The 25,034-nt window shown below is 66.6% G+C and carries 11 protein-coding genes; 7 read left to right on the plus strand and 4 right to left on the minus strand.

Features of this window, described 5'->3' with window-relative positions:
- The 3 genes from BIZ42_RS19035 to BIZ42_RS19045 are packed head-to-tail and all read left to right on the plus strand — an operon-like array spanning position 1 to position 5,530.
- Positions 1-1,251: a TolC family protein gene (locus tag BIZ42_RS19035; RefSeq protein ID WP_070427376.1), complete on the plus strand. Its 1,251-nt coding sequence runs from the start codon at positions 1-3 to the stop codon at positions 1,249-1,251.
- Positions 1,248-2,426, plus strand: coding sequence for an efflux RND transporter periplasmic adaptor subunit (locus tag BIZ42_RS19040; RefSeq protein ID WP_070427377.1), 1,179 nt, complete (start codon positions 1,248-1,250; stop codon positions 2,424-2,426). Before BIZ42_RS19035 ends, BIZ42_RS19040 begins: the two co-directional genes overlap by 4 nt.
- Entirely contained in the window at positions 2,423-5,530 is a 3,108-nt protein-coding gene (locus tag BIZ42_RS19045) for a CusA/CzcA family heavy metal efflux RND transporter (RefSeq protein ID WP_070427378.1), read from the plus strand. Before BIZ42_RS19040 ends, BIZ42_RS19045 begins: the two co-directional genes overlap by 4 nt.
- 112 nt (positions 5,531-5,642) lie before the next feature.
- Here the strand turns inward: BIZ42_RS19045 and BIZ42_RS19050 are convergent, their stop codons facing one another.
- Together BIZ42_RS19050 and BIZ42_RS19055 are read right to left on the minus strand one after the other, a co-directional pair.
- On the minus strand, positions 5,643-5,903 hold the full coding sequence (locus BIZ42_RS19050) for a hypothetical protein (RefSeq protein ID WP_070427379.1): 261 nt from the start codon (positions 5,901-5,903) through the stop codon (positions 5,643-5,645).
- Complete coding sequence (locus BIZ42_RS19055) at positions 5,900-14,611, minus strand: glycoside hydrolase family 94 protein (protein ID WP_083279909.1); 8,712 nt, start codon at positions 14,609-14,611, stop codon at positions 5,900-5,902. Before BIZ42_RS19055 ends, BIZ42_RS19050 begins: the two co-directional genes overlap by 4 nt.
- 178 nt (positions 14,612-14,789) lie before the next feature.
- Here BIZ42_RS19055 and BIZ42_RS19060 point away from each other — a divergent pair, with 178 nt between their 5' ends.
- The gene (locus tag BIZ42_RS19060) at positions 14,790-15,596 is read left to right on the plus strand and encodes an EAL domain-containing protein (RefSeq protein WP_083279910.1); all 807 of its coding nucleotides are present in this window, start codon (positions 14,790-14,792) and stop codon (positions 15,594-15,596) included.
- Positions 15,597-15,803: 207 nt separating this feature from the next.
- Here the strand turns inward: BIZ42_RS19060 and BIZ42_RS19065 are convergent, their stop codons facing one another.
- Positions 15,804-17,174, minus strand: a complete 1,371-nt coding sequence (locus BIZ42_RS19065; RefSeq protein WP_237393534.1) for an alpha/beta fold hydrolase — start codon at positions 17,172-17,174, stop codon at positions 15,804-15,806.
- Positions 17,175-17,732: 558 nt separating this feature from the next.
- Here BIZ42_RS19065 and BIZ42_RS19070 point away from each other — a divergent pair.
- From BIZ42_RS19070 to BIZ42_RS19080, 3 genes are all read left to right on the plus strand, one after another.
- Positions 17,733-18,644, plus strand: coding sequence for a type II CAAX endopeptidase family protein (locus BIZ42_RS19070; RefSeq protein ID WP_070427381.1), 912 nt, complete (start codon positions 17,733-17,735; stop codon positions 18,642-18,644).
- Positions 18,645-19,087: 443 nt separating this feature from the next.
- Positions 19,088-20,806 carry a hypothetical protein gene (locus tag BIZ42_RS19075; RefSeq protein WP_216636700.1) on the plus strand — a complete coding sequence of 573 codons (1,719 nt, stop codon included), beginning with the start codon at positions 19,088-19,090 and terminating at the stop codon, positions 20,804-20,806.
- A 255-nt stretch (positions 20,807-21,061) separates the two neighbouring features.
- The gene (locus BIZ42_RS19080) at positions 21,062-24,430 is read left to right on the plus strand and encodes an autotransporter outer membrane beta-barrel domain-containing protein (RefSeq protein ID WP_083279911.1); all 3,369 of its coding nucleotides are present in this window, start codon (positions 21,062-21,064) and stop codon (positions 24,428-24,430) included.
- Between the two features lie 131 nt (positions 24,431-24,561).
- Here the strand turns inward: BIZ42_RS19080 and BIZ42_RS19085 are convergent, their stop codons facing one another.
- Complete coding sequence (locus BIZ42_RS19085; RefSeq protein ID WP_070427384.1) at positions 24,562-24,918, minus strand: DUF3693 domain-containing protein; 357 nt, start codon at positions 24,916-24,918, stop codon at positions 24,562-24,564.
- Positions 24,919-25,034 lie beyond the last annotated feature (116 nt).

Genomic DNA, 25,034 nt, shown 5'->3' on the forward strand with positions numbered 1-25,034 from the left:
ATGAATACCACCACCCGATGTGCCGCGCTGATCGCGGCATTGCTGATCGCGCCTGCCACGGTCTCCGCGCTTACCCTGGCCGAGGCGGAGCGCGTCATGGCGCAGCACAATCCCGACCTGCTGGCCGCTGCGATCGAACTGCGCGGCACGCAGGGCGATGCGCAGAGCGCCGCGCGCCGGCCCAGCCCCGAGCTGAGCGTGGGCACCTCCAAGATCAGCCGCCAGGAGGGGATCGGCCCGGGCCGTTGGAAGGACAAGCGCGTGGATTCCACGCTCGGCCTGGGCTGGACGTGGGAGCGCGGCGGCAAGCGGGGCTGGCGCATGCGCCAGGCCGATGCCCTGGTCGAGGCGGCCCAGCTGGGCCTGCTCGATAGCCGCCGCCAGCAGCAGGTGGCGCTGCGGGAAGCGTACTTCGGGTTGAAGGCCGCACAGGAACTGAGCCGCATCGCCGAGGAAGATCGCCGTGCCTCGGCCGAGAGCCTGTCCGCTGCCGACCGGCAGGTCGCCACCGGCGCCATGGCGCCGATCGAGCGCGCGCGGCTTGCGGTGGATGATCTGAAAGTGGCCGATGCCGCCCGCGAGGCCGCACTGGGCCTGCGCGAGGCACGGCATGTCCTTGCGCTGCTGCTGGGCAGCGATGCGGACGATGCACTGCATGCCGACGACGAGTGGCCACGCCCGGCCTCGGCGGCAACCGCTGCGATGGCCACGCTGGACGAGCGCGTTGACCTGCGTGCGGCCGAGGCGCGGGTGATCGCCGCCGATGCCGCGCGAGCCCTGGCGCGCAGCGAGCGGCGGCGCGACGTGCAGTTCGGGATCGAAGCCGAGCGCGAGCCGGCCGACATCGGCGGCGTGACATGGGGACTGTCGATGAGTGTGCCGCTGGGCGGCGCCACGCGCTGGCGCGGCGAACAGCAACGGGCGGAGGCGGACTACGACGCCGCCGTGCTGGAACGGCAACAGCTGCGCCGCGAAGCCGCCGCTGAACTTGACCAGCTGCGGCACGCACTGGCGGCGGCCGCACAACGCCGCACCGCGTACGAACAGCTTCAGGGACCCGCGGCGCGCAAGAGCATGGAGGGTCTGGAACTGGCCTATCGCCGCGGTGCCGCCACGTTGACCGACCTGCTGGATGCGCGGCGCAGCTGGCGCGAATTCGAATCCGACCTGGTCGATGCGCGCCTGGCGCATGCCTCCGCCCTGGCGCGCTGGAACGCGGCCATCTCCGTTTCCGAAGGACATACCCCATGACGTTTTCGCGCACAGCCGGCTCGGCCCGTCTGCTTTCCTTGATCGTCGCCACTGTGCTGGCGGGTGGCTGCGCGCGCGATGCGGGCCCCGAAGCAGCGGCGGCGCCCACGGTGGACGGCGCAACGATCCACTTTGCCGCCGACAGCCCCCAACTGAGGGTGCTGCGCAGCGAGACCGTGACCGATGGGTCGGCGTCGGTGCTGCAGCTGCCGGCGCGCGTCACCTGGGATGACACCCGCTCAAGCATGCTGCGCTCGCCGCTGCCGGGGCAGATCGCACGCATCGAGGCGGCGCCGGGCGAGAAGATCAAGGCAGGCCAGGTCCTGGCGTGGGTGACCTCCCCCGAATTCGGGCAGGTGCAGGCGGAAGGTGCGCGAGGTGCGGCCGAGCTGCGGCAGGCGCGCAATGAACTGTCACGGGTACGTGAGCTGCATGAGGCCGGGGTTGCCTCCGGCCGCGAACTGGGCGAGGCCGAATCCGCGCTGGCCGCCAGCGAAGCCGAGCACGCGCGGCTGCAGGCACTGACCCGTGGCTTCGGCAGCCGCCGCGGCATCGACCAGCGCATGCCGCTGCGTTCGCCGATCGATGGGGTCCTGGTCGAGCGCCGGATGAGCCCCGGCATGAGCGTCTCCGCCGATGCCGAGGTGCCGCTGGCCGTGGTGAGCGATCCTGACCGGCTGTGGCTGATCATCGATGTTCCCGAAGCGCTGGCCGGCCGTCTCACGCCGGGTCTGAAGGTGCGTGTGGCGCCTGGCACCGGTGAGCCCACACAGGGGGTGCTGGGCCACGTCGATGATTACATCGACACCGAGCGCCACGTGGTGCAGGCGCGTGCCGAACTGGACAACCGCGAGCGTCGCTTCAAGGCCGGGCAGTACGTGCGTGCCGAGATCACCGTGCCGATGGACGGTGGAGTGTCGGTGCCGGAAGGTGCGGTGCTGCTGCTCGGGCGCGAGCAGGTGGTGTTCGTGGACGAGGGCAACGGGCAGTTCGCACGACGCACCGTGCAGGCTGAGGAGCTGGGCCAGGGCCGCCTGTGGGTAGGGCAGGGGCTGCCTGCGGGGGCCCGCGTGGTAGTGGACGGCGGTCTGCTGCTGCAACAGGTGCTGGACCAGAACGTTGGCACTGATGACCGATCTGCCGGCACTGCCGCGGCAGGCAGGGGCGCCCCATGATCGATCGCCTGATTGCGTACTGCCTGCGCCAGCCGCTGATGGTCATGCTGGCGCTGCTGATCTTCAGCGGCGCCTCGTTCGCGGCATTCCGCGAGCTGCCCGTGGAAGCCTTCCCGGATGTCTCCGATACCCAGGTCACCGTGGTGACCCTGCATCCGGGGCGCGCGGCCGAAGAGGTCGAGCGTGAGGTCACCATGCCGCTGGAAGTGGCGCTGTCGGGTATTCCGCACTCGGTGCGCGTGTTTTCGCATACCCAGTTCGGGTTGTCGATGATCATCCTGACCTTCGACGACGGCGCGGATGACTACTTCGCGCGTGCCCAGGTGATGGAGCGACTCCAGGGCGTGGATCTGCCCGAGGGCGTGCAGCCGGAGATGGAGGCGATGAGCTCGGCGGTGGGCGAGATCTACCGCTACGTGCTGCACGCGCCGCACATGAGTTCCACCGAACTGCGCACCGTGCAGGAATGGGTGATGGAGCGGCGTCTACGCACGGTGCCGGGCGTGGCCGACGTGGTCAGCTTCGGGGGGTTCGCCAGGACGTTCCAGGTCGAACCGGACCTGGGCAGGCTGCGTGATCGCGGGATCAGCCTGGAGGCGTTCGCCGAGGCGCTCGAACGTGGCAGCGCCAATGCCGGTGGCGGCTACGTGGAGCGCGGCCAGCAGCAGTACCTGATCCGCGGCGTCGGGCTGATGCGCTCGCCCGCCGATATCGGCACGGTGGTCGTGGCAGAGCGACAGGGTACGCCAGTGCTGGTACGCGACCTGGCCCGCATCGTCGACACCGGGCTGCCCCGGCAGGGCCTGGTCGGCCAGGACGACAACGATGATGCCGTGTTCGGCATGGTGCTGATGCGCAAGGGGGAGAATCCGTCGCTGGTGCTGGATGCGCTGCACGCGCGCGTGGCCGAGATAGAGGCCAACCACCTGCCCGAGGGCGTCACGCTGGAGCCGTTCTACGATCGCTCGTGGTTGGTGTCCACCACGCTGAAAACGGTGTTCCGCAACCTGGTGGAGGGCGCGGTACTGGTGTTCCTGGTGCTGTGGCTGTTCCTCTACAACGCCCGCGCGGCGCTGATCGTGGCGGCGATGATGCCGTTGGCGCTGCTGTCCACCTTCCTCGGCCTGCACTTGTGGGGCGTGCCGGCCAACCTGCTCTCGTTGGGCGCGATGGACTTCGGCATCATCATCGATGGTGCGGTGATCGTGACCGAGCACATCGTCTCACGCCTGTCGACAATGCCGGCCGGCATTGTCGACAGGCGTGAGCGCATGGCCACCGTGCTGTCCGCGGCGTCGGAGGTCGGGCGGCCGACCTTCTTCTCGATGCTGATCATCATTGCCGCGCACATCCCGATCTTCACCCTGCAGCGGCAGGAAGGCCGGATGTTCGCACCGATGGCCTATTCGGTGACGTCTGCCCTGATCGGCGCGTTGATCCTGGCGCTCACCGTGGTGCCACTGCTGTGTTTCTGGTGGCTGCGCCGCGAGCGCCTGAAAGGCGAGAACCCGGTGATGAACCGGCTGGTCGGCTGGTACCGCCCCTGGCTGGAAGGCGCGATGGCGCGCCCCCGGGCGGTCGTGCTGGCCGCGGTGGCGATGTTGGTGGTGACACTGGCCCTGGGCACGCGGCTGGGCTCGGAGTTCCTGCCCGAGCTGGATGAGGGCTCGATCTGGCTGACTGCCACGCTGGACCCCAGCACCAGCCTGGCCGAGGCGCAGGCGCAGTCCCGACGCATCCGCGACCTGGTGCGGACCCTCCCGGAGGTCTCCACCGTGGTGGCCAAGCTCGGCCGCCCGGAGGATGGCTCCGATGCCAAGGGTGCCAACCAGATCGAAGCACTGGTGGCGCTGAAGCCCGACTCCGAGTGGACCCGGAAGATCGACAAACGCGAGCTGGTGGCGCAGATGCAGCGCCTCCTGGAAGAGCGCATTCCCGGCCCCGAATTCTCGATCTCGCAGCCGGTGCGCGACAACATCCTGGAGAGCATTTCGCAGATCAAAGGCCAGGTGGTGATCAAGGTCAGCGGCGAGAACCTGGAGGTGCTGACCGACCAGGCCCAGGCGATCCTGGCGCAGGTCAAACACGTAGACGGCGTGGAGAGCGCCTTCATCGACCGCGACGGCAGCCTGCCGCAGCTGCGCATCGATATCGATCGCGACCGTGCGGCGCGCTACGGCCTGAACGTGCAGGACATCGATGCCGTGATCGAGACCGCCATCGGCGGCCGCGAGGTCGGCCAGCTGTGGGAAGGCGAGCGCCAGTTCCCGATCAGCCTGCGCCTGTCCGATGCCGACCGCGACCTGCAGCGCCTGCGCACCGTGCCGGTGGGCACGGCCTCCGGCCAGACCGTGACGCTGGGGGATGTGGCGGACTTCACCATGGCCAGCGGCGCGATCAACATCTCGCGTGAGAACGCCCAGCGCGTCAAAGCCGTGAGCATCTTCATCGCCGGGCGCGACATGGGCAGCGTGGTGGCCGACATGCGCCGGCAGGTCGACGCGACCATCGATCTGCCGGAGGGCTACCGGATCGACTGGTCCGGCGAGTTCGAGAACCAGCAGCGCGCCATGGCCCGTCTGGGTTGGGTCGTGCCGCTCTCGGTACTGATCATCTTCGTGCTGCTGTTCGATGCCTTCAAGGACGTCACCAGTGCCGCCCTGATCCTGGCGAACGTACCGCTGGCGATGATCGGCGGCATACTGGCGCTGTGGCTGACCGGTATTCCGCTGTCGGTCTCGGCGGCGATCGGCTTCATCGCCTTGTTCGGGCAAGCGGTGCTCAACGGCGTGATCATGCTGACCCGGTTCGGCCAGCTGCGCGAGCAGGGCATGGCGCTCTACGACGCCGTGGTGCAGGGCGCACTGCAGCGCCTGCGCACGGTGCTGATGACGGCGCTGTTGGCGATGTTTGGCTTGCTGCCGATGGCCACCTCGCACGCGATCGGCGCCGAGACCCAGAAGCCACTCGCGGTGGTGGTGATTGGTGGGCTGCTGTCGGCGATGCTGCTGACCCTGCTGGTGCTGCCGACGCTGTACTACTGGGTGCATCGCCGGCGTGAGCAGCGGCGGGGTGGGGCAGCGATGGAGGTCGAGGCGGTGTAGGCGGCGCTGAGTGGCTGGGCAGTGTGGCGAGGCGCCATTGCCCGGCCGGTGGCGCTGGAAGGAGGGCAATGCGACGACGCCATCCGGCGGGGCGCCGTGATCGTTCGCGCCATCACGCTCCCGGCGTCCCCGGCGGGAGCGTGTCGTCCCGCTGGTGCCAGGAAGGGAGATCCAGTGCGTGGCGTTCGAGCATGGCCTGTATACATGCACGCGCGTGGTCCCTCTCCGTGTTCGCGCATTGGTCGAGGATCTCGCCAGTCAGCTGCTCAAACTGCGGCCAGAACTGCGCCGGGTGGCGCACGCGCGCCATCCAGTGGTCCAGTTGGTCGGCCAGCGCATCAAGCTGCACCTGGATTTCGGCGCGCACGTTCATCCCGGGGGCGCGCCCAGGTCGAGCACAACGCGGTAGTAATGGCCGTCATCGCGGAGCAGGACGGTGAGGTCCGGCTGCAGGACGCCATCCACATGCAGGGTGGGTTCACCCTGCGCCGTGCGGGTCACCTCGAACTCATACAGGCTGCGGCCGAAGCGGTAGCTCAGTTCGAATGACGGCCAATGATCGGGCAGGCACGGCGCCAGCGACAGACGATCGCCTTCGCGACGGATGCCAAGCAGGGATTCCACCAGCAGGCGGTACATCCAACCGGCCGACCCGGTGTACCACGTCCAGCCGCCGCGGCCGACGTGCGGCGACACGGCGTATACATCGGCGGCCAATACGTAAGGTTCGACGCGGTAGGTCTGGACCGCCGCCGGGTCCAGCGTGTGGTTGAGGGGATTGATCATGCCGGCCAGCTCCCAGGCACGCACCGCATCTCCCTGCTGCGCGAATGCCATCGCCGCCCACACGGCCGCGTGGGTGTACTGACCGCCATTCTCGCGCACCCCCGGTACGTAACCCCGAATGTAACCGGGGTCTTCCGTGGTCTGGTCGAAGGGCGGATCGAGGAGCTGGATCAGCTTGGCGTCCTTGCGCACCAGATGCGTGTACAGCGAATCCAGCGCCTGCGAGGCACGCTCCGGCGCGGCGACGCCTGACAGCACCGACCAGCTCTGCGAGATGGAATCGATGCGGCACTCGTCGTTCTGTGACGAACCCAAGGTGGCGCCGTTGTCGAACCAGGCGCGGCGATACCACGCCCCATCCCAGGCGTGGTGTTCCAGGTTCTGGCGCAGGCGGTCGGCCTGCTCCTGGCACCACTGCGCACGGGCGTCATCGCCGCGCGCGTTCGCCAGCACGATGAAGCGGCGCAGCGTGTCATGCAGGAAGAATCCCAGCCACACACTTTCGCCGCGCTGCTGGTCGCCGACGCGGTTCATGCCGTCGTTCCAGTCGCCGGTTCCCATCAGCGGAAGGCCGCGCTCGCCCAGCAAGCGGCAGCCGCGCTCGAGCGCGACAATGCAGTGCGCATACAGTGTGCCGCGCTGCACCGATGGGGTCGGCATGTCGTAATACCCTTCCTCTTCCGGTGTCACCGCGCGCCCTTCGATGAAACCGACCACTTCGTCCAGCGCGCTGGCGTCGCCGGTGACCTCCAGGTAGCGGCATGCGCCCTGAGGCAGCCAGAGGTAATCGTCGGAGCAGCGGGTACGCACGCCGCGACCTTGCGGGGGGTGCCACCAGTGCATCACATCGCCTTCGGCGAACTGGTGTGCCGCACAAAGCAGCAGGTGCTCGCGGGTCAGGTCCGGGCGCGTGTGGATCAGGGCCAGCGCGTCCTGCAGCTGGTCGCGGAAGCCGAACGCGCCGCCCGACTGGTAGTACCCACTGCGCGCCAGGTAGCGGCAGCCCAGGGTCTGATACACGAGCCAGCCATTGGCCAGTGCGTCCAGCGCCGGGTCCGGCGTACGTACCTGCACCGTGGCCAGCACATTGCGCCAGTGGATGCGCACCGCGTCCAGTGCATCGATGGCCTCATGATTGCCCTGGCGGCTTCGTGCCAGCGCGAGCGTTTCCTCGCGGTCGCGCCCCGCGCCGAGGCGGAACGTCGTTTCACTGCGGTCGCCCGGTGCCAGTTCCAGTGGCACCTGGATCGCCGCGCAGGGATCCAGGCCCGCGCCGATCCGTCCATCCAGACGTTCGCGCCGCAGCGCCGCCGGTGCGTGCAGGCCGCCGTTGCGCCCGATGAACTCCAGGCGATCACAGGTCCAGCCGCAGCCTTCGGCATCGGTGTCGAAGAAGGCCATGCGGCCGCCGAAGTCGGTGTTGTAGGTGTTGCGCGCCAGCAGCGCGCCGCTCTGCGGGTCGCGTTCGGTGAGCACATGCATGCGTGATTTTGGACGCAGGTCACCCATGACCCACTCAACGTAGCCGATGGCCGACAGCCGCCGTGTCCTGCCCGACAGGTTGTGCAACCGCAGGACCGAGAACTTCAGTGGGGCGGTGACGTCGACGAATACCCACAACTCGCTGACGATGCCGTCCTCGATATGCTCATAGACCGTGTAGCCGAATCCATGGCGCGTACGGTACGCGCCGATGCCCCGGCACGGGAGCGGCATCGGCGACCAGACGCGGCCGGTGTCCTCGTCGCGCACGTAGAAGGCTTCACCGCCGGTGTCGGACACCGGATCGTTGAGCCAGGGCGTCAGGCGGAATTCGTGTGCGTTCTCGAACCACGTGTAGCCCGGTGCGCTCTCGCTGACGACGGTGCCCAGGCGGGCGTTGGCGATCACGTTGGCCCAGGGCGCGGGCGTCGGGGCGCCTTCGCGCACCACCACGACGTATTCGCGGCCGTCCTCGCTGAAGCTGCCGGTTCCGTTGTCGAATCGGCCGGTGCCGCGGTACGGAAGGAAGGGCCACGGGTCGTCCAGCTCTTCGTCGTGCCCGGCGCCGGGGGGCATGCCGGGTTCGGGTCCGAGGTCGGCAACCACGGGCAGCCCGGGCGTTGCCTCCATCGACAGTGTCAGCTCCTGCTGCTCCACCTGTGGCACCAGGGCCGGGATCCGGCGGACGGGCAGGGGCTGACGCCCCACCTGTGCGGCCAGCGTACCGTCCTCGTCGCTGATCACCACCCGTGCCACTGCCTGCAACAGAACGCGGTCTTCGTGACTCATGTTCTGCACGGGCCGTACGAAGATGCCGCCAGGGCGATCGAGCAGGCCGGTCTCCGAGCTGGCGGCGACCATGCCCAGAATCTGGTCCTGCAGTTCCTGGCGATAGCCGGCCTTGCTGTCGTTCCAGATCACCAGGTCGGTGTTGAGCCCCTTCTGGCGCCAATAGGCATGGGCCTGCACCAGTTGCCTGACCAGTTCAACGTTCTCCGCGTCGGTGACCTTGAGCAGGACGATCGGCAGATCGCCCGAGATGGCATGCCCCCACAGCCCGGATTGGCCTCGCTGGTTCTGTTGCAGGACGCTGGCACCTGCGCGCAGGAGCGCATTGGAATACAGCACGTGGCTGGCCAGGCGCTCGTACAGCGACGCCTCGGCCTGGCTCGCATTGATCTGCCGGCGCACCACCTGGCTGTGCGTCCAGGCCAGATCGAAGACGCGGTCGGCCAGCCGGCGATCACGGTATTTGTCCACGAGTGCCTCGCAACCGGCGCGGTCGGCGCCGATGCCATAGACCATGTCCAGCTGGACGGTCTGTTCGGGCTCAAGCACGACGCGGACGCGGATGGCCACGATCGGGTCGAGCACGGAGCCGTCCGTACCGGAGAGGTCGGTATCGATGGTCAAGGCCTGCGGCGTCCGCGGCGTGTTGCCACGACCCAGGAAGCGCGCACGGTCGGTTTCGTAGGAGATCGACACTACCTCTGCGTCATGCACCGCAACCAGATGGAACATCCACGGCGGCACTTCGTCGTGCGAACGTGGGCGGCGCGTGCATAGCAGGGCCTGCTTGGCAGCCAGGATCTCGCTCTGGACGAAGAGATTGCTGAAGGCCGGGTGTGCGTCGTCGGAGGCTGCGGGTGCCAGCACCACTTCGGCGTAGGTGGTGATCTCCACCGTGCGCTGGCGACGGCTGCGGTTGGTCAGGCGCAGGCGCCTGAGCTCGATGTCGTCCTCGGCGGAGATGGCCACCTGCAGGTGGCTCTCGCAACCGCGGCGCGCACCGCGGAATTCGGCCTTGGCGTCAGAGAAGATCGCCTCGTAATTGTCCACCGGCACGCAGGTGGGCTGATAGGCGGCAGACCAGAACTCGCCGCTGTCCACGTCGCGCAGGTAGCAGAACGACCCCCAGGCATCGGTGGTGCCGTCTTCGCGCCAACGGATGAGCGAGAGGTCGCCATGGCGACTGTAGCCGCCGCCGGCATGGGTGAGCATGCCGTGGTAGCGCCCGTTGGAGAGCAGCTGCACCTCCGGGCGCGGGCCACCCGGGTCGCGCAGGACGCGCAGGGCCGTCTCGTGCTCGGCCATGGCCGAGTGCTCGCCCAGGGCTTCCACCTCATGGGGATGGAACACGCCGATGCGCGGTATGCGCTCCTGCAGCAGCAACAAGGTGGCCTGGAACTCGACATCGGCCACGAAGCGGCGCTGCATCGGCTGGTCGCGCAACAGGTAATCCAGCGAGAGCAGGCCCATGCCCTGGTGGTGGGCCATGAACGAACGCAGCAGAACGTGATCCTGCCCCGGTGGCACGCGGGCGGGGGTGTAGTCGACTGCTTCGTACATGCCAAAGCGCCCGGAGAAGCCCAGTTCTTCCATGGCCTGGAGGTTCTGGCACGCCGCCTCCGGCGCCACCATCAGCGCCATCATGCTGGCATAGGGCGCGATGACCCGATCCTGGCCCAGGCCGCGCTTGAGACCTAGCCCCGGCACGCCGAACGCGCGGTACTGGTAGTTCAGGCGTGCATCGACGGCGTTGTAGCCGGACTCTGACACGCCCCACGGCAGGTTCAACGTACGGCCGTAGACGATCTGCGCCTCCACCGCATGCCGCGCGGTCTGGTCGAGCAGCGTGTCCGGATAGCTGGGCATCACCAGTTGCGGCATGAGGTACTCGAACATCGAGCCACTCCATGACAGCAGCGTCGGGGTGCCGTTGACCTCGGTGAGCATCCGGCCGAGCGCGAACCAGCTCTCCTGCGCCAGCTGGCCCTGGGCGATGGCGACGAAGGCGCACAGACGCGCTTCGGAGGCCAGCAGGTCGTAGAAGCTGTTGTCGAGGCGGTGGTCGTCGACGTTGTACCCGATCGAGAGCAGGTTGCGGGTACGGTAGAACAGGAACCCGTACTCCATCAGCGAGAACTGCCCGGCGCGGTGCGCGAGGTCCTGAAGCTGCTCAATGCGTGCACGCGCCTCCGCGCCGGCCGTGCCGGGCAGCTCGGCGAGCTGGCGCAGGCTGGGTACCGCCGGCTCGTCGGCAGCGTTGGCGTCGGAGGGGATGCCGGCGAGCGATGCCCGGGCTGCATGGCATTCGGCGGCGAACAGGGCCGGCCAGTGCAGCTCACCCTGTTCGGGCGATGGTGGTGCCGGCCACTGTGCCAGTACGGCATCGGCCAGGCCGGCCAGCTCCTGCAACCGGGCGAGCAGCTGGGCCGTGCCACGTGGGCGGTCGGTACGCGTTGATGCCAGGCGCTGGCGAAGGTGGTTGAGTGCCTGGCCCACGTGCGCGTCGTCGGGACGATGGCGCTGGCGTTCCTCTTCCAGCACGCCCAGCGTATCGGCCAGGCCATCGAACGTGTGCGGCGCCAGCACCGGCGCGTCCACCAGCGCGAGCAGGCCCTGGCGCAGCGTCAGCAGGTGGCCGGCAAGGTTGCCGCTGTCCACGGTGGAGACGTAGCGCGGCGGCAGCGGCGCCAGGGTTTCGGTGTCATACCAGTTCAGGAAGTGGCCGCGGTGGCGCGGCAGCTTGTCCAGCGTATCGAACGTGAGGGCGGTACGTTCGGCGACCGCATCCTGCTGCAGCCAGCCGAAATCCCACGCCGACAGGTTGGCCAACAGGGACAGGCCGATGTTGGTCGGCGAGGTGCGCCGCGCCACCACCAGCGAGGGATGCTCCTGGATGTTGTCCGGCGGCAGCCAATGATCCTGCTCGCGTACCCAGGCCTGGAAGAAGGACCAGGTACGCCGGGCCAGCCGGCCCAGGAAGGCCCGCTGCGTCACGGAAAGCTCGGCCACGCTCGCGGCCGGCGGCCGGCCCAGCCATGCCATCAATGCCGGCGCGAAGGTCCACGCCAGCAGCAAGGGCAGGGCGACAGGCAGTGCCTGCGGATGCACGCTGGCCACGAGCCCCACCAGCACGAGCGCCAGCAGCGACCCCGGTGCCATCACCCGCCATTCCGCGCCGCGGTCGCCGCCGAGGCGGCGCTCGACTTCGCTGGAGGGGTTCCATTGCAGCAGGTGGCGGCGGGTGACGGCCATGCGCCAGAGCGTGCGCAGTATCGCGCCACCGGCCAGCAGCGCCTCGTAGGGCAGGCAGGCGATCTGGGTGGACGCGCGCAGCAACGACTGCAGCGTGCCACGGCCGACCATGATGTAGTGCGCCTCGAGCGGTGTGTCATCCGGAACGCTCAGGGCATCGCGCAGCATGCCGATCAGCGGCGGCGCGAACCACAGCGCGAGCACCCACGCCGTCCATGCCGCCGGGTTTTCGGCATACAGCCAGCCTGCGACCAGCAAGGCCAGGGCGGCGACCGGCACCAGGCTCCGGCGCAGATTGTCCAGCAACTTGCCGCGCGACAGCAGGCTCAGCCGGTTGCGTTCCCATGCCGAGCCCGGGCGCGGTGTCCACGGCAGCAACCATGGCAGCAGCTGCCAGTCGCCACGGATCCAGCGCGCACGGCGCTTGGCGTCGGCGACGTAACGTTCGGGGTAATCCTCGTACAGGCGCACATCGCTGACCAGGCCAGCGCGTGCATAGCACCCTTCCAGCAGGTCATGGCTGAGGATGCGGTTCTCGGGCAGGCGTCCCTCGAGCGCATGCTCGAAGGCTTCAACGTCATAGATGCCCTTGCCCACGAACGAGCCTTCGTCGAACAGGTCCTGATAGACGTCCGACACCATGCGCGTGTACGGATCGATGCCCGGCTCGCTGCCGAACATCCTGGCAAAACGCGAGGTGCGGCGCGTGCCCAGGCTGGTGCCGACGCTGGGCTGCAGGATGCCGTAGCCCTCCACGACGCGTTGCAGCGCCGGATCGAAGCGCGGGCGGTTGAGCGGGTGCGCCAGCGTGGCGACGAACGCCCGTGCCGCATCGCGCGGAAGTTGCGTATCCGAATCCAGGGTGATGACGTAGCGGACGCCGATCAGGGCCGCAACGTCACCGACGGTGCGCATGAACGCGGCCGCATCGCCATGGCGGAGCAGGGCATTGAGCGCGGCCAGCTTGCCGCGCTTGCGCTCGTGGCCCATCCACACCCCTTCGCCCGGATTCCATTGCCGGGGGCGATGCAGCAGGTAGAAGCGATCGCCGCGTTCGGACGCGTAGCGGGCGTTCAATTCCTCGATCCGCTCCACCGCGTGCGCAACCAGAGTATGGTCCGTCGGCGTCTCGGCTTCCACGGCATCAAGAAAGTCCGTCAGCAGCACAAAGCGCAGCTGGGGATCGCGGTTGGCCTGGAAGCGGACTTCCAGCGCTTCGACCAGCACGTCGATTCCATCGATGCTGGAGAGCATGGACGGAACCGCGACGACCGTGGCGCAGGCAGCCGGGATGCCTTCGCTGAAATCGAGCTTGGGCAGTGGCCTGGGCGTGACCAGCACTGTCGCGGTCCAGTTCACCAGGACGATGCCCAGCTCACTGAACACCAGCAGCCCGAGCAGCGCGGCCAGCCAGACGGGCGCCGAGCCAACGCCGGTGGCCAGCAGGCCACCCGTGGCCAGCACCGCCAGCAGGATGATCGGCAGCAGGTACAGCGCAAGCGGCACGCGATGCGCCAGTTGCCGTGCCTTGCGGTGCCGCGGCGCTGCCTGGGCCACGGCGTCAACGGTGGCGGGCAGGCCTTCGCCGACCAGCCAGTAGCCTACGTGCGTGCGCGGCCCTTCAACCGGCACAGCCGCCCGTGCCAGGTCCAGCGCAATCGTGGCAACGCGCTCTTCCGCGACACGGCTGCCGCGGGCGATCTTCTCCACGACGTGGCGGTAGGCGTCGCGGGTGCCGAAATCCATCTGCGCATAGACCCCCATGGGGTCTTCCCGCAGCCGCTGCTCGACCACACTCATCTCTTCGACGAACGTGCGCCAGTCCATGGTGGAGAGGAAGCGCAGGCTGCCGATGCTGTTGCCGATGGAGACCTGGTCGGCCGCCTGCTGCTGCCCCTCGGCGGCGACCAGTTCATCGATGCGCTGGCCAGCCGCGGCGGCCCACTGTTCCAGCCAGGCGACCGGCATCGCCCATGCGCCGCCGCGTCCCTGCAGCGAGCGGGTCAGCTCGGCGATGAACGCACCGGTCAACGGCGGCTCGGACCGGGCCATGTCGGCCACCACCAGGACCACCTCGGTCGGGGTGTCGGACGCCGCGCGATTGAGGTTCTCAGCCCATTGCGCCGCCAGGCTGCGGTCCGTGCCATCGCGCATCACCCGGGCGGCCATGCGCCGCAGATTCTCGAGCAGCGCCAGGCGCAGCATGATGGGGACGGCCCAGAGTTCGCCCAGGCTCAGGGGAGCAAGCGACTGGTAGGAAGCGATGAAACGGCCCAGGGTATCGGCATCGATGCGACCGTCGCCGTGTGCGATGGCCTGCATCGAGAGTTCATACACACGGGGCAGGCCAGCCGAGGGGCCGGCGACAAGTGAAGGCAACTGACGGCTGTAGCCGCGCGGCAGATGGCGTCGCGCGGTCTGGATCTGCTCTTCGATCAGGTAGTAGTTGTCGAGCAGCCATTCCCCGGCGGGGGTGACCGGCCGCTGTTCACGCACCACGCTGCTGAGCAGCGTGTTGGCGTCTTCCAGGACTCGCTCGTTTGCCTGCAGGCGATCGAGCAGGCGCTCTGCGCCAGGCCGCATCCGCACCCGGTGCTGGCGCGCAAGGGCGCGGCCGTACACCTCCATCTGCTCAACGCTGTACAGCGCGGCGCGCAGGGGGCCCTCGGTGGCCTCGATGGCCGGCGCCGAGGCCTGGCGCTCACGCCAGCGCCAACGGACAAGACGACGCAGACGCAGCCAACGGCCAAAAAGACGACGAAGGTGGGGCATAGGTTACCGATGGGGGCAGGTCGCGGCCCTCATAGTTGCATTGGGGGTGCCGTGGTAGCTGTGAAGGCCACACTTCCCACAGGAGTCGGCAGCGCGGTGGGGTGACCGCCCAGGCGTCAACGCCGTCCTGACACGCATCGGCTATGCTCGCCCGCCATCGCGTGCAGGAACCCAGCGCATGCCCTCCGCCCAAAAGCGTACCCAATGTGCGCTGTGTCGTGACGCCGAGCCGCTGTCGTTCGCGTTCAGCTATGCGTTCCAGCCCATCGTCAATATGCGCACAAGACGGGTCTTCGCCCATGAGGCCTTGGTGCGTGGCCCGGCAGGCGAGCCGGCCAACTCGGTGCTGTCCCGGGTGACCGCCGATAACTGTTACGTGTTCGACCAGGCATGCCGTGCCAAGGCTATCGAGATCGCCGCCCGGTTGAAGATGCCCTCGCATCTGTCGATCAACTTCCTGCCCAACGCCATTTACCGGCCCGAACTGTGCATCCGCTCCACCCTGGAGGCTGCGCGACGACACGACTTTCCGGTCGAGCGGATCATCTTCGAAACCGTTGAAGGCGAGCAGATCAACGACGGCAAGTGGCTGGCCGAGATCCTCACCGAGTACAAACGGATCGGCTTCAAGACGGCCATCGATGATTTTGGCGCCGGCTTTGCCGGCCTGAACCTGCTGGCCGACTTCCAGCCCGACATGGTCAAGCTGGACATGGGCTTGATCCGCGGCATCGACCAGAGCGCCTCACGGCGCGCCATCGTTGCCGGTGTGGTGTCAATGTGTGCAGCCCTGGCAATTGACGTGATCGCCGAGGGGATAGAAACCGCTGACGAGGCGCGCTGCCTTTCCGATCTCGGCATCGAGCTGATGCAGGGATACTGGTTTGCTCGTCCGCGTTTTGAAGGGGTAGTGACCGAGGATGAGCTTCCCGGGGCGATTGCGGCCCCGATTGCCGGCTCTCATGGGCGGCTTGCTGGATCGTGATGTGGGCGATTCGGTCAGCGGCCGTTTGGTGGGCCCGTGCCACAGGGCGGGCAGGGGACTGGCGACCGTACCGCGTCGCGGGATGACTACTTGTTGAGCTGCGGAATCTCTGCGAACGCCTGGGCTCTGCTGGGAGTGGCGCCGGGCGACTGCCGGGAGCGCTTCCGCGGCAGCGCTCCTGTCCAGGCACAATGGTCTGCCTGGCCATCACTCTGGCGCGGGTTCTGCACAGTGTTCGCTCATCCTGGCACCGTCAATGAAGCTGTCGACAGCCGCTACAAAACAACGTGGAGCCACCAATGCAAGCAGATGGGCGCCGCGGTCCACCGTGTGGAACGTGACAGGCCCCGACCCAGCCAGCGTGGCAGCGTGTTCTACGGCGCCGGCGTACGCGGTATTCGGGTCAAGGGTCCCCTGCATCACCAGGGTTCGCGGAAGGGTGCGCGGACTCTTTCCGAACCATGCATCACGTGGGTAGCGCGGAACACTGCCATTCACCAGCAGGCCGGGAATGGGGCTGACGAACAGCGCGTGCTTGGCCTCTTCATTGACAGTGGCCAGGCTCAGCTCCGGACGAGCGTTGTTCTCCGAGGCGGCTATGAGCATCACCAGCGGCAAGGCCGGTTGGTTGTTTCCACCCTGTCCCAGTTGCGCCAGCGCAATGTTCCAGTCTTTTGCCGTGGCAACCAGCGAGCGGTCATCACCAGCGGAAAGATCCTGCACGATCCTCGGGATTCGATCGCGCAGCGAAGGGAAGCTCAGCAGCGCGGCGAAAAATCGACGCACATCGCCGCCCGGCACCTCTTTCTGCCAAGCAGCATCCTTCGCCGCCAGCAGCGTTCGATAGCGCTCGAGGCTACCTTCATCCATGCTCTCCCGGCCTACCTGGTCAACAAGCGCTGTGCGCCGGCTGAGATCGAACCTTTCAGTGGTTTCCGGCGGCACCAGTCCGTCAAGAATGAGGCCATCCACCTGAAGGTCGTTGACCTGGAGCGCGCGCAGCGCCAGTTGGGTGCCGTAAGAAACGCCATACAGCAGCACCTGGCCGCCGCGATCCGCGTCTGACATCAGGACGCCAAGGTCCTGCGCGGCCTCGGTAATGGAGAAGGCCGACGTCCGCTGCAGGTTGGCGGACATAGTGCCGATGCAGGGTCCCCATTCCGTTCCTGCCAGCCCCCTGCCTTCCGGGCTTTCAGGTGATTCCTGGACGGGACAGATCCGCGAAGATCGGCCTGTGCCCCGGTGGTCGGGAATCACAAGATCGAATCCGGGAAATGCACGCTGGTAGGTCTGGATCAAGGGATACAGGGATGCCCCTGACTCACCAGGACCGCCGGAGAGCAGCCAGACTTCGCCTCGTCTGGCATGATCGGCGCTGGCCGGTATGCGCCGCAGAAACAACGATATGTGCTCGCCTGATGGGTCAGCATGGCGCAGTGGCACATCGACAGAGGCGCACTGCGATCCGCGTAAAGCGGGTGATGCGTCGTCCTCGCAGGCCTGCGCCTTCGTTGCAGACGCGTAGGCACCCAACGGTGCGACCAGAAGCAACACCGCCCACAGCGCACTGCGACACATCGGCCATCCTCTAGCGTGATTGAGCAGCTATGGTGATCCGGCTGCGGAGTCGAGACGAATGCCGGAAGTAATCCCAGGCTGCCGTCTTTGTCTGCTTGTGGCTGGAAGCGGATATGGCGTAACCAGGCCAGTCCAGGTTCGCCGAAAGGCGCGGGAAGAGAGTGACCCGCGCGGAACTGTTCCAAATCAGGAGACCCTGATCACCCGCTTCCCGAAAGCGCCCAAGGAAACCAATCTGGGCGATCTTGCCCCCAGCCTTCGTGGCGAGCACGGACCGGTTGATGCCGTCACCGCCAGCCACGTCCAGCGTGATGTCGACGCCTTGGTCCCTGTGAGCTTGAGGAGTTCGTCTTCCCAGTTGGGATGGGTGCGGTAGTTCACACCGGCCGCCGCTCTCAGCTTTTTCAAAAGCGGACACCACGGGCGACGACTCAGCGCCATTTCGTCGGCGATCCGGGAGATTCGTCGGCGGCTTCTGTGGCTTGGTCGCAAACCGGTTGCCACGCCCGCGCGCGGACGGCACCTTGCAGCGACGATCACGTCGACCTGGTGCCCTGCATGACCCCCGTTGCGCTGTATTCGCCCGATCCGGCCCGCGGCTGGCTGCCCTGGGCCTGGCTGACGCCGATCCTGATGATCCTGTTCAACGCGGTACCGGTGATCGCGCTGGACGGGTGGATGCAGTCACAGCATTGGTCGACGCCGGGCGGCGATCCGATCGGTCTCGCTGGCTTGTATGCGCTGCTGTGGATCGGCTTCGCGCCGACGCTGGCGGCCGTGCTCGCCTGGGTACGCTTCGTTGAAGGGCGCTCGCTGGCGAGTATCGGACTGACCGGTCCGGCACCGCTGAAAACCTTCCTGCGCGGACTGGCCGTTGGATTCGGCACGATCGCGCTGGTCGTAGTCGCGATCTGGATGGCTGGCGGCATGCAGGCGGCGGGCTTGGGGCAGGCCTGGCGGTCGCCCGTCAGCCTGCTGCACATCGGTCTGCTGCTATTGAGTTTCACGTTCCAGGCGAGCGTGGAGGAAGTCATCTTCCGCGGTTGGATGCTGTCTGTGGTGGCGCGCAAGACCAATGTCACGGTGGCAGTGCTGCTGTTGTCGCTCGTTTTCTGCTTCCTGCATTTCAGTCCGCACCAGCCACCCCGGGACATGCTCGGCACGTTCCTGTTCTCGCTGTTTGCCTGCGCCTGGGCGCTGCGGACCGGCAATATCTGGGGCGTGATGGGCTGGCACGCGGGGTGGAACTGGTTGCTCGCCACCGGCTTCGAACTGCCCGTCACCGGCATCGATACGCACTTGCCGGCGCTGCTGGTGGCGCTGCGCCCGCAAGGCCTCGACACCCTGACCGGTGGCGCGCAAGGGCCGGAAGGCAGTTACCTGTGCAGCGTCTTCTTCGTCGCCGCGATCGCGTGGATCCAGTGGCGAAAGACGCGCGGAGCTCAGAACTTCTCGCCGACCAGCAGGTAACGCCACTGCCCGGGCGGTATCGCCGGAAGCAGCGGGTGCCCGCTTTGCATTTTGCTACTGGTGCGGATTCCGCTCCAGATATTCAGCGAACTAGAGGCAGCTTAGGTTCGGGATGCGAGTGCCACTACCGGCTGTACCCGAGACTGCCATTGCTGAAGTGTCAAAGGGTGATCTGGCTCCCTCGACAAAGCTCGACTAGGCCCACCTTCGGTTTACGTTTCGCAACGACTGCTCTTGGCAGAGATCGGACATGGGGGGCAGGGGATTAGGGCTCGTCACCAGGGGTAGTGGGGAGGTCAGCTTCTGGCCGAAAGCGGTCCGCTTAGCCCCCCCCTGGGCTTTGCTAAGTAGAAGTACCGGTCGGCCCACAGTGCCTTTGCGGTGGTGGGGGCGGTTTGGCGCGCGGAGACTGGCATCCACCGAGGCCGTTCAGGGAATCGCAGATGGCGACCAGGATCTGGGGTGTAGCTCCGACTGTGTATTTTGCTGTGGTGATTTCACTGGTGCTTCCTGCGTGCAGTCGAGAGACCACGAGCAAGAACCATACCTCGGCGGCCGAGGCCTCCCTCCCAGCCGTCAAGCCGGCGGCAACGCCGCCCAACATGCCTCCGCCGAATCCGTGGCTGGCGGACAGTGTCTACCCGACCTCCCACTTCAATCCAGCGGCCACCGATTCCGTGCTGATCGCCGGGCCTGTGGGTAGCCGAAACCTCACCGCGGCGGATGTGGCGACCGTGCCCACCCTGGTAACCTCCAATCCCACCATGAAGCGCGTGGGCGGGGAGGTCATCGCCTTTGCCAGCGGTGCGGTGGGAGTGCAGAAGATCCGGGTAACCGGCGATGCCTTCGAAGCCGTGGGAGGGCTGCTTCCTTACCCGGGATTTGAAAGGTCCGCCGCGATGGCGACCCCGGCCGCGCTTAACGCCGCACTGAAGCAGCTCGACGCGGCTTATCGTGCCAAGGATGAGACGAAGATCCTCGGGGCGCTGGAGGGCCTCGGCGCCGCTGGTCTCAACATGGAAAGTGGTATCAACGGGGTGTACAACCTGTTTGATCGGGACGGAAATCATTACTGCGTCTACGGTGGCACACACGTGCTGAAGACAACCGATGGCAACGTGGCCGGTGACCCGCCCCGGATCGTCAAGACCGCCGATGTCGCCAAGGGGCTGCCCGCAGACGTCGCCAAGTCGGTTACCCGCATCATCGGGTTGAACATGACCTACGACGGCTTCCTGGCTGCAGCCGCCCCGGGTGCCTTGATCGTGCTGGACCGGGATCTGAATGTGAAGGCGTCGGTGACGTTCAATGGCGAGGCGGTAGACAACAGCATCGTGATCGATGAGAACAACGGCATCTATGTGGTCACCGAGAAGCACATGAACAAGGTGATCTGGAACGGAACGACGCTGTCCACCGATGAGAAGGACGGGGCATGGTCGTCTCCCTACGATTCCATGCCCGGCGAAAAGGCATTGGCGATGGGCGCGATTTCCCGGGGTTCGGGCACCACCCCGACGTTGATGGGCTTCGGAAGCGACCCGGACAAACTCATCGTGATTGCCGATGCTGCTGAAACCGGCAGTAACGCGGTGGCGTTCTGGCGGGACGCGATTCCGGCAGGCTTCAAGCAGAAGCCTGGAACGCAATCCAACCGCATCGCCGACCAGATCCGGATTGACATCAGCCAGATGACCATCGAGCCGTCCCCGAATGTGCTCGGCTACGGCGTTGCATTCCTCAACAGCACATATCCAAAGCCGCTTCCGGCCGGCCCAGGCAATGCGTTTACCGGCGGCATCACCCGGCCAGCACCGATGGGCATACAGAAGTTCATCTGGAACCCGGACAAGGACGCGTTCGAGAAGGCCTGGATCAACCATGAGGTCGACAACACCGACATCATGGTGCCGGTAGTCTCAGCCGCCACGGGGCTGCTGTACGCAGCGCACAAGGACAAGGACAAGGGCGTTTATCAGTATGTCGGCCTGGACTGGTCGACGGGCGAGATCAAGTCGCGTTGGGCGTTCCCTGATGACAGTCGTCGTTGGAATGCCCTGGGTGGGATCACCACCATCATGGAGAATGGTGACCTGATGATAGGTGGGGTGTTCGCCGTAAAGCGGCTCAAGATTGGCGGTCGTGCCGAACAATCGCATTAGCGTCCGCTGAAAATACCGAGCGAATCTAAGTACATTTGCGGTTTCGCCCGCATTTGGCCCGCGCGACTATTGCTCATCCCGCCGCGGCAGCCGTCGGCCAGCTTCAATATTGACGCGATGGTCGAGAAGATCATGGATGGCGCATCAAAAGGGCCCGGGCGGTAGGTCCGTCCGAGTTCCCCACAAGAAAAGGCTGGCCGCAGTTGCCCAGGCGCCCGTGAGCCAGGCGCCCCGCTCACGGGACAAGACGTCACCATGAACACGCGCAGGCGACGTCTGTATCAGTCCATCGGGGCAGTGTTGGCTGGCGTCCTCGTCGCACCGGCTGTCGCGATTGCTCAGGCGGTGGTCGGCCCCGGCACGGTCAACAGCACGGTTACCGCGACGTCCGGCACGACTACGGTCGTGGGGAACACCACGATCGATACTGGCAACAATGATGGCGTGCGGGCCAATGGCGGTGACGTGCTGCTGGACATGAACTCGCCGCTTGCCACCTCGGGCGCGATTTCGGTCCTGTCCAATGCGCTCTCCCTGCACGCGACCAGCGGCGTGATTTCTGCGCCCCGCGGCATCAACCTCCGGGTCAGCGGAAGAGGGCAGGCGCTGTATGCCGACGGTGGCACGGTGTCTGTCTTTGCTGGGAATGTCACCAGCGCGGGCATCGGCAAGTTGGCCGGTGGCACGGCGGGCCTGATCCAGATGGCCAACATGCGCTACAACGATCCTGCGCTCTCCTCGGGCACGCAGGGCAACGGCATCGGTGTCGACGGTACCGCGCGGGTAGAGTTGAGCGGATTCAATCGCCTGTACATCGGCAGGACAGGCAACTCGTTCGGGCTGGGCGTCCAAGGTCCGATGGCCATGGCGGTGCTCAGCGGCACCAACCAATTCACCTTCCAGCAGTCTGGCGCCATGGGCGTCTATCTGTACGGCGGCGGGCAGCTGGAGATCAACAGCCCGCTCTCGCTGACCTTCGATGGCGCCAACTCCATCGGCGTCACAGTGGATAGCGGCAGCAATACCCAGGTGCTGGATGGCATTACGGCGAACTTCACCGCCACCACCGGCACGGCCGGTACCGGTCTGGTTGCACAGCGGGGCGGCAGCGCGAGCCTGCGCAACTTCGTGGTCACCGGGCCTCGCGTGGGCATTGGCGTTTGGGTCGCCGAAAACTCGACCGTCAACCTGGCCGGCGCAAGCCGCATCGGCATTACCTCGCCAACCAACGCTCAGCGCTATGCGCTTACGGCTGGCACCAGCATGGCCGGGGTGGATGCCATCTTCGGCACTGCCTCGGGCACCTCCGTCAGGGGCGGCGCGGTGGTTGCCACGGGCACCCTCAACAGCACGGGCACCCTCTGGAGCAACCCGGTGGCCGGGAGCTATGGCATCTATGCCGGCGCCAACAGTGCATTGGCCAGTGTGGTCAACCTGACAGGGGACACCATCGAAACGTCCGGGGCGGGGTCGGTGGGCATCGGCACGTATGGGAACGCGCAGGTCTTCGTTGTCGACTCGACCGTCCGCAACAGCGGCGGCGCTGACGCCATCTATATGCGCAATTTTGGCAGCCCCACCCAGGTCACCGACAACAACGAGGTCCATCTCACCAACACCAGTGTGATCGCCACCGGCGCCGCTTATGGCGTCCTCTCCGCCAACCAGTCCAATGGCTGGGAAAACGTGTTCAGCATGCGCGGTGGCTCGCTCATGACCGAACAAACGGCCTTTTATGCTTATGGGCCGTTGAGTGCCACCGTGCAGGACGCCACGGTCCGCGGGGACGACTACCTGCTGTGGGCTGCCGACATCGGCGCCACCGGTGAAGCAACCCTGCTGGACCTGGTCGCGTCCAACAGCACGCTCCAGGGCGATGCCGGCGCGGACTCTGCGGCACAGGCCAACATCACGCTGCAGGCCGCCAGCCACTGGACAGGGGCTGCCTGGAACCTGAGTAATGCCGGCATTGAAGCCAGCAGCACCTGGAGCATCCCGCAGAACTCGACGGTGTCGCAGTGGGTGCGCAATGACGGGCGCATCGAGTTCCTGCCGCCTGCCGGTGCGAACGACTACAAGTTCCTTTACACCACCTCGTATGCCGGCGGCGCAGGCAGCGTGATCGCACTCAACACCTATCTGGACAGCGATGGCTCGCCCAGTGACCAACTGGTCATACAGGGCGGCAGCGCCAGTGGCAGCACCCGCCTGGACATCCACAATACCGATGGCCCTGGTGCGCTGACCTTTGGTGACGGCATCCGCGTGGTGACCGCGCTCGATGGTGGAACCACCGCACCGGATACCTTCTTCACCGGCGCGCCGGTGCTGGCCGGTCCGTATGCGTATCGGCTGCACCGCGGCGGCTATGCCGCCGGCGACGGGCAGGACTGGTTCCTGCGCTCGTCGATCGACTGCGACGGTCCGGTTGCGCCTTCGCCCCCGTGTCCCGCACCGCCGCCGCCTCCACCTCCGCCGCCACCTCCACCCCCGGATCCGCCGCCGGGACCGACCCCGCCGGATCCGGATCCGACACCGCCCGAGCCACCTCCGCTGCCGCCGCCGTCACCGGCGCCGCCAGAGCCGGACCCGTATGTGCCGCAGCCGGCACCCATACCGGAATACCGCAGCGAGGTGTCGCTCTACACCGCGTTGCCGGCGATGGGCCTGCGCTACGGCTGGGCCACGCTCGGCAACCTCCACGAGCGGGTAGGGGAGCAGGAGCAGCTGCGTCAACGCGCCGACCTGCGCGGGGATGCGTATTTCAACGGCGCCTGGGTGCGCGTGATCGGCGAGAACGGTGACGTGGAAGGCAGCCGACGCGGCATCTACGGTGGCAGCCCGCGCTACGACTACGACATTCTGACCATCCAGGCTGGCGCGGATGTCTATGCGGTGGAGCATGACGACGGAAAGCGCGACCACGCTGGCCTGTATCTGGGGCAGGGCAGGATGCGCAGCGATGTGACGCATTTCGATGGCACGCTGGCCGGCCGCAACCAGGTCAAGGGCACTTCACTTGGCCTCTATTGGACGCGCTACTGGGACGAAGGCCAGTATCTGGATGCGGTCTGGCAGGGGACGTGGGGCAAAGGCAAATCCAGTTCGAGAAACGGCATTCTGCTGGAGCGCGACAGTTTCGGCTGGGGGGCATCGCTGGAAGGAGGCTATCCGTTCCAGATCGATGAGGAGGATGAAGATGAAATCCTCGAGCCGCAGCTGCAGGTGATTTATCAGCGGATCGACCGGGACCACAAACGCGACCCCGCCGCGCTGATCCGGTTCAGCAACATGGACTCGCTCGCTGCCCGTCTGGGCCTACGGTGGGCCAACACCTGGACCCTGGAGCCCACGCATGACGGCATCCGGCGGTTGTTCACCGGATGGCTGCGGCTCAATGGCTGGCATGAGTTCCGTGGCCAACCGGTGACCGAGTTCTCCTCGGCGGAGGGCTACGTGCCGTTCGAAGCCAATCTGAAAGGCACGTGGTGGCAGCTCAACGCAGGGGCGACCTGGCAGTTGGGTGCGTCGACCAGCCTCTACGCGAACATCGGCTATCAGCGCAGCTTTGACCGTGCGTTTGATGCTTGGGACGGCAAGGTGGGCGTGCGTTGGAACTGGTAACGTTGTGGAGAGCAGAAGCCTTTGAATTCAAATAGGGGCCCTATGTGCGAACAAGAGGACATCAATTTAGAGCACGGCCAGCGGTAGCTTGAGGAGGTCCGCGTGGTACCTCGCCGCAGCCGCCAGCTGTTTTACATAATATACATTCCGGCCTTAGCCGAACCCGGCGAAGCCGTTGCGGCAGTAGGCGATGCGGCCATTCCCGCAGCGATCGATACGACCATCGCCGTTGCGGCCAGCTTGCGCCATAGCGCCTTGACTCGCGGGGTAGGGGCCGTCTCGATCTCATGGTCTGCGACGGCCTTTCGCACGTCCCATCCCAGCGCCTGAGCGCATCCAATCACCGCGTCCACGTCCATCGTCCGGATGCCGGTGCAGTAGTTGTTGAACCGCTGAACGCTCAGGCCCGCGCGCCGGGCAAGCGCCGCCTGTGACTCAGCCGGGAAGGCCTGCCGCAGCCCTTCGATCAATTTTTCTTGGGTCGTCATATCCACGCCTGTTGACATTGGCATCCACGCCCGTTTATACAGTGCTCCGTATCCACGCGTGTGGATGCACCCCGTCCCGGCTCCCCTAGGCCGTGGCGGGGGTTCTAGGGGCTGGG

Origin of the sequence: Stenotrophomonas sp. LM091 (assembly GCF_001806305.1) — a bacterium.
Lineage (GTDB): Bacteria > Pseudomonadota > Gammaproteobacteria > Xanthomonadales > Xanthomonadaceae > Stenotrophomonas > Stenotrophomonas bentonitica_A.